The 4,508-nt window shown below is 70.8% G+C and carries 9 protein-coding genes; all 9 read right to left on the reverse strand.

Translation table 11 applies throughout. The features are described 5' to 3' along the window. Nucleotides 1-159: 159 nt before the first annotated feature. Nucleotides 160-468 carry a gas vesicle protein K gene (locus QH283_RS00845; protein ID WP_280501106.1) on the reverse strand — a complete coding sequence of 103 codons (309 nt, stop codon included), beginning with the start codon at nucleotides 466-468 and terminating at the stop codon, nucleotides 160-162. After that, the gene (locus tag QH283_RS00850) at nucleotides 461-697 is read right to left on the reverse strand and encodes a gas vesicle protein (protein ID WP_280501107.1); all 237 of its coding nucleotides are present in this window, start codon (nucleotides 695-697) and stop codon (nucleotides 461-463) included. Before QH283_RS00850 ends, QH283_RS00845 begins: the two co-directional genes overlap by 8 nt. Continuing rightward, nucleotides 694-1,476 (reverse strand): GvpL/GvpF family gas vesicle protein, encoded by a 783-nt coding sequence (locus QH283_RS00855; RefSeq protein ID WP_280501108.1) that lies wholly within the window; start codon nucleotides 1,474-1,476, stop codon nucleotides 694-696. Before QH283_RS00855 ends, QH283_RS00850 begins: the two co-directional genes overlap by 4 nt. After that, entirely contained in the window at nucleotides 1,473-1,856 is a 384-nt protein-coding gene (gene gvpJ / locus QH283_RS00860) for a gas vesicle protein GvpJ (RefSeq protein WP_280501109.1), read from the reverse strand. The genes QH283_RS00855 and gvpJ (QH283_RS00860) overlap by 4 nt, the downstream gene beginning before the upstream one ends. Continuing rightward, nucleotides 1,853-2,167 carry a gas vesicle protein gene (locus QH283_RS00865; RefSeq protein ID WP_280501110.1) on the reverse strand — a complete coding sequence of 105 codons (315 nt, stop codon included), beginning with the start codon at nucleotides 2,165-2,167 and terminating at the stop codon, nucleotides 1,853-1,855. The genes gvpJ (QH283_RS00860) and QH283_RS00865 overlap by 4 nt, the downstream gene beginning before the upstream one ends. A 5-nt stretch (nucleotides 2,168-2,172) precedes the next feature. Further along, on the reverse strand, nucleotides 2,173-2,430 hold the full coding sequence (locus QH283_RS00870; protein ID WP_280501111.1) for a gas vesicle protein GvpG: 258 nt from the start codon (nucleotides 2,428-2,430) through the stop codon (nucleotides 2,173-2,175). A gap of 3 nt (nucleotides 2,431-2,433) precedes the next feature. Then, entirely contained in the window at nucleotides 2,434-3,192 is a 759-nt protein-coding gene (locus tag QH283_RS00875; protein WP_280501112.1) for a GvpL/GvpF family gas vesicle protein, read from the reverse strand. Then, nucleotides 3,192-3,590 carry a gas vesicle protein GvpJ gene (gene gvpJ, locus QH283_RS00880; RefSeq protein WP_280501113.1) on the reverse strand — a complete coding sequence of 133 codons (399 nt, stop codon included), beginning with the start codon at nucleotides 3,588-3,590 and terminating at the stop codon, nucleotides 3,192-3,194. Before gvpJ (QH283_RS00880) ends, QH283_RS00875 begins: the two co-directional genes overlap by 1 nt. Beyond that, a partial coding sequence (locus tag QH283_RS00885; RefSeq protein WP_280501114.1) for an SRPBCC family protein occupies nucleotides 3,587-4,508 on the reverse strand: 922 nt, incomplete at its 5' end. The genes QH283_RS00885 and gvpJ (QH283_RS00880), both read right to left, overlap by 4 nt.

Genomic DNA, 4,508 nt, shown 5'->3' on the forward strand with positions numbered 1-4,508 from the left:
TATCCCGCCCCGGCCCAACCCACCCCACCACCCCCTGCCTCACACGGGCCCCGTGGGCCCCCCCCACCCCCGGGGGGGCCACGGGCCGGCCCGCCGATCGTAGATCCCGGGCGCCGCAGCGTCTGTCGGTCGATCACACGACAGCGAGCGCAGGCGGGGTCACCACCCGTCGGCGCGATCCTCCGGCAGCAGCGTCCCCAACGGCCCGAGGTCGATGTTCAGATCCTCCGGCTCCAGCCCGAAGTGCTCACGCAGCTCGGCCATGCGCTCCTCCAGCAGCATCAGGGTGGTGCCGATGCGTTCGACCTGATCGTCGGTGAGATCCCCCGCGTCGACCCGGCGCACCGCCTGCCGTTCCATGAGCTGCCGAAGCAGCTCCACCAGGGTCAGGACCAGCGTGACCAGACCGCGCTCGACCGTTTCCGGGTCGGCGGCGATTCTCGGTGGCACACCCGGGGATTCAGCCATCGACAGGTGACTCCGGTGCGGGCGTGCGGCGGTCCCCGAGCGCGGCGGGCTCGCCCAGCGACGGGGTGAGGGCGCTGATCGAGGAGATGAGCGCGCGCAGGGAGATCTGCACCATGTCGACATCGGCGATGGACAGCTTGATGTCGCCGGAGATCACCACGCCGCCCGCCAGCACCCGGTCCAGCAGGTCGACCAGCGCCACCCGGCGTTCCTCGTCGGCGGCCCTCACCGTGGTTCCCTGCTCACGCCCGCGAACGAGTACGGCGGCCACGGCCCGGTCAGCTCCAGCCGGATACCGGGGAAGCGTTCACCGAGTCCGGCCACGGTGGCGGCGAAGACCTCAGCGCGATCGTCGTCGACGAGATAGCTGCCGTTGAGCAACATCCATTCCCGTCGGCCGCTCAGGGCAGGGTCGGTCACGGGGTGCTTCCGCCCGGCCGCGGCCTCCCTGACGAGCAGACGGTGGATCTCCTCGACACGCTCGGCGGTCTGCCGCTCGACGGTGTCGCGCGCGCTCAACTGGGCCCGGCGGCGGAGCAGATAGGCGGTGCCGGTGCCGCTGCCGTCCGGCGCGGCCGCCTCGGCGACGGCGCTCACCAGCGCCTCCCGGTCGCCGTAGCCCTTGACGCCCCACTCGGTGCGGCCCGTCACCAGGGCGAGCGCCGACTCGAAATCCGTTCGCCGCTCGGCCAGCAACTCCCGCACGCGGGCATCGTCGAGGAACACCGTCGCGAGCCGCATCGGCACCACCGGACCGCGCCGTGCCATCGCCGAGACCACCGCATCATGGGTTCGTGCCACGCCTTCGAGCCAGTCGAGGTCCTCCAGATTCCGCCGCAACGGTTCCTCGCCGAACACCGCCAAGGGCACCGAGCCGACCACCGCGGTCAACGCGTCGTCCTCGACCCGGCGCAGCGGCTCGCCCGCGACCCCGGCCCGTCTGTCGAGCGTCCTACCGGTCGTCGCGTCGGTGACGGCGTAGAGCCAGACTCCCTCGTCGCCGGTCACGGCAGCTCGTCCTCCTCGGCGGTGATCTCGGCGGGCGCCTCCACGCCGAGCGCGCCTTCCAGTCGCGCGATCCGCTTTCGCAGCTCCCGGTTCTCCAGCTCCAGATCGTGATCCCGCCGCTCCAGCGTGTGCGCCTTGCTGTTGAGCCACGGATCGGTCTCCCACCAGTCGATGCCGACCGCTTTCGCCGTTTCCAGCGAGGCGACGACCAGGCGCAACTTGATGGTGAGCAGTTCGATGTCGAGCAGGTTCACCTGGATGTCACCCGCTATCACCAGGCCCTTGTCCAGAACCCGTTCGAGGATGTCGCCCAGATTGGTCGACTGGTGACCGCCGCCGTAGGGCTGCGGCGCGGACGGCGTGCCTCCGACGACCGTCATGATCCGGCCCTGCCGCCGATATCGGAACTGCCGCGCGGGTAGCGCCGGGTGCGGCGATAGGCGAGCAGGTTCCCGTCCAGATCGATGTCCACCTCGTAGAGCGCGAGCATGTCCGCCGACGAGGGGATGCGCCGGTCCTCCAGGACCTCGATCTCCACCGTCCAGCCCTCATCGGTCGGCGTCATCGACGTGGTGCCCTCCAGCTCCTTGGCGATCAACGTGCGCAACTGCTCGGTCGCCGCCCTGGCAGCCTCGACCGGTCCCGCGGCCGCGCCGCCCACGGCGTCATCGCCTGCTGTCTCGCGGGCCACCTCGATCACTCCTCTCCGGTGGGCGGACCCGTCGGCTCGGCGGGCGTCGTCAGCCGGTCGAGGATCTCCTGCTGCGCGTGCCTGCGTTCCTCGTCGGACAGTTCGCCCGCGGCGGCGGCCGCGTCGATGGCCTCGATCACGCTCCGCACCTTCGCCGGGTCGTTCAGCTCGTGTTCGACCCGCTCCTGGATCACCTCGCCCAGCCACAGCACCCCGCGCACCGGGGCCAGCGGCAACATCAGCAGCGACGACACCACTCCCATGACTCAGCCCTCCGGTTCCGGCGAGGCGACGAAGTCGTAGGCGGCCATCGGGCCGAGCAGGCTCAGGTCCACCCGGCCCTGCCAGTCCCGCGCCAGCTCCGCCAGCGCCTGCTCGAGTTCCTCCTGCCGCGCCAGGTCGATCAGCACGGCCACGTGCGCCGCGTCCTCCTCGTGGGTCGGCGGCCTCGGGTTCACCAGCGGATCGAGCGCGTGCAGCGCGGCGACCACCCGATCGGTGTCCTCGGCCCTGCGCTGCTCGATCGCGGCGTTGATCAGTTCCCCCAGCGCGATGCGTTCGTTGCGGGTGGCGTCCTCCGGCGCGTCGCGGATCGCCTCGCGCAGACGCCGCGCCTGCGGATCGCTGTCGAGCAGCTCCCGCAGGATCGCCTGCTCGACGTAGCGTCCCTTGACCACGAACTGCGCGCGACCCTCCAGTTCCGCCAGCGCCGCGCGCAGGGTCTGCTCGTGGGAAGCGAGCAGTTCCTTCGCCACCGCGTCCGCGTCGGTCAGGACCGCTCCGAACCGCAGCGGCAGCACCGGGGCGACCGCGGCCGAACCGTCGAGCAGCCGCGCGTGTGCGGTCAGATCGTCCGGGGTGCCCAGCGGCCGTTCCACCGGCACCTCGCTGACCAGTGCCGCGACCTCGCCGTGCCGCACCACCCGCACCTCGCACGGCGGGTCGCCCACCCCGCGGGCGTGCTCCTCCGGCACCACGTCACCCGGCACGATCCCGTACACGTAGACGGCCGTCGGCCCGGGCATCAGCGCCTCCGCTCCCTCGGCTGCCGTTGCCGCTTGCTCTCGACCTCGTCGAGCAGGTCCACGACCTTCTCGCCCGCGGCCTCGATCGCGCCCTTGGTCTTGTGTTTCGCACCGCCCGAGGCGACATCGCCCACCAGATCCGGCAGACCCTTCGCGTCGCTCTCGGACAGGTCGAGCCGGTTCACCGCCTCGGCGAACCGCAGATAGGTGTCCACGCTCGCGACCACCACCCTGGCGTCGATGGTGATCAGCTCGATGCCCACCAGCGACACCCGGGCGAAAGCATCGATGACCAGACCTTTGTCCAGGATCGTGTCGACCACGTCGGCCAGGCTGGAGGAGTTCGGCTTGGCCATGGTGCCCGTGCCGCCCGCGCCGCCCGCGGGTTCGATGGTCATGATTGGTCACCTCCATCGGAGCCGCGCCGTGCAGCGGCGGCCCGCCGTCTGCGCGCGGGCGCTGTAGGTTCCTGCGGGTCGCCGGATGCGGCCCGTTTCTCGTCGCGGGCCGTCGAGGTCGAGCGGGTGGTCCGCCGGCGGGTCCGTTCCGTCCCGCCGTCCTCGCCGTCACCCCCACCGACGGCGTCCTGGGAGACCACCTTCTTGTCCCGGATCTCCCCGTGCCAGCCCTCGACATCGCCGGGATGCAGCAGCGTGTCCGTCATGACCTGGCGCTGGAAGTGCTTGAGCTCCAACCGGGCGCGCCTGCCCACCGCCCGCCACAGGTTCGCGGTCTTCTCGAACACGCCGCCTGGGTGGTACTCGAGCACCATGATGATGCGGGTCAGGTCGGGGGCGAGTTCGTGAAAGGTGACCGCGCCGTCGATATAGCCCTTGTCGCCCTTGGACCGCCAGATGATTCGATCGAAGGGCACCTGCTCGACGACGGTCGATTCCCAGCTGCGCCGCGACCAGAACACCTTGCCGGTCCAGCGCAGCTTTTCATCGGACACCTGCTCGACCTGCTCGACCTTCTTCATGAACTTCGGGAAGTCGGCGAATCGCGTCCACTGGTCGTAGGCCAGCCGCACCGGGACTCCCACATCGATCTGCTCGACGATATTGGTCAGCTTCAGCTTCTTACCGCCGCTGCCCTTGCCCTTCCCACCGAGCAACGAGTCCTTTGCGTGTTGGAAGGTCTCCTGTACGGAGTGGCCGAGACCGGCCGCCCCCGCGCTCATCGCGGCCCGCATCGGGGAGACGCCGCCCGCGAGCTTGTCCACGCCGGTCACCGCGGCGAGGAGATCGCCGCCCCCGCCGTCGGCGTAGTCGTGCAGGCGGTCCGCCGTGCCCGTCACCGTGTGCGCCACTCCGCCG

The sequence above is a fragment of the Nocardia farcinica genome, assembly GCF_029867845.1.
Taxonomy (GTDB): domain Bacteria; phylum Actinomycetota; class Actinomycetes; order Mycobacteriales; family Mycobacteriaceae; genus Nocardia; species Nocardia farcinica_A.

Coding starts and splice junctions, on each gene's coding strand:
- QH283_RS00845 (WP_280501106.1), bottom strand. CDS start 468: ATGGCTGAATCCCCGGGTGTGCCACCGAGAATCGCCGCCGACCCGGAA.
- gvpJ (WP_280501109.1), bottom strand. CDS start 1,856: ATGACGGTCGTCGGAGGCACGCCGTCCGCGCCGCAGCCCTACGGCGGC.
- QH283_RS00870 (WP_280501111.1), bottom strand. CDS start 2,430: ATGGGAGTGGTGTCGTCGCTGCTGATGTTGCCGCTGGCCCCGGTGCGC.
- QH283_RS00875 (WP_280501112.1), bottom strand. CDS start 3,192: ATGCCCGGGCCGACGGCCGTCTACGTGTACGGGATCGTGCCGGGTGAC.
- gvpJ (WP_280501113.1), bottom strand. CDS start 3,590: ATGACCATCGAACCCGCGGGCGGCGCGGGCGGCACGGGCACCATGGCC.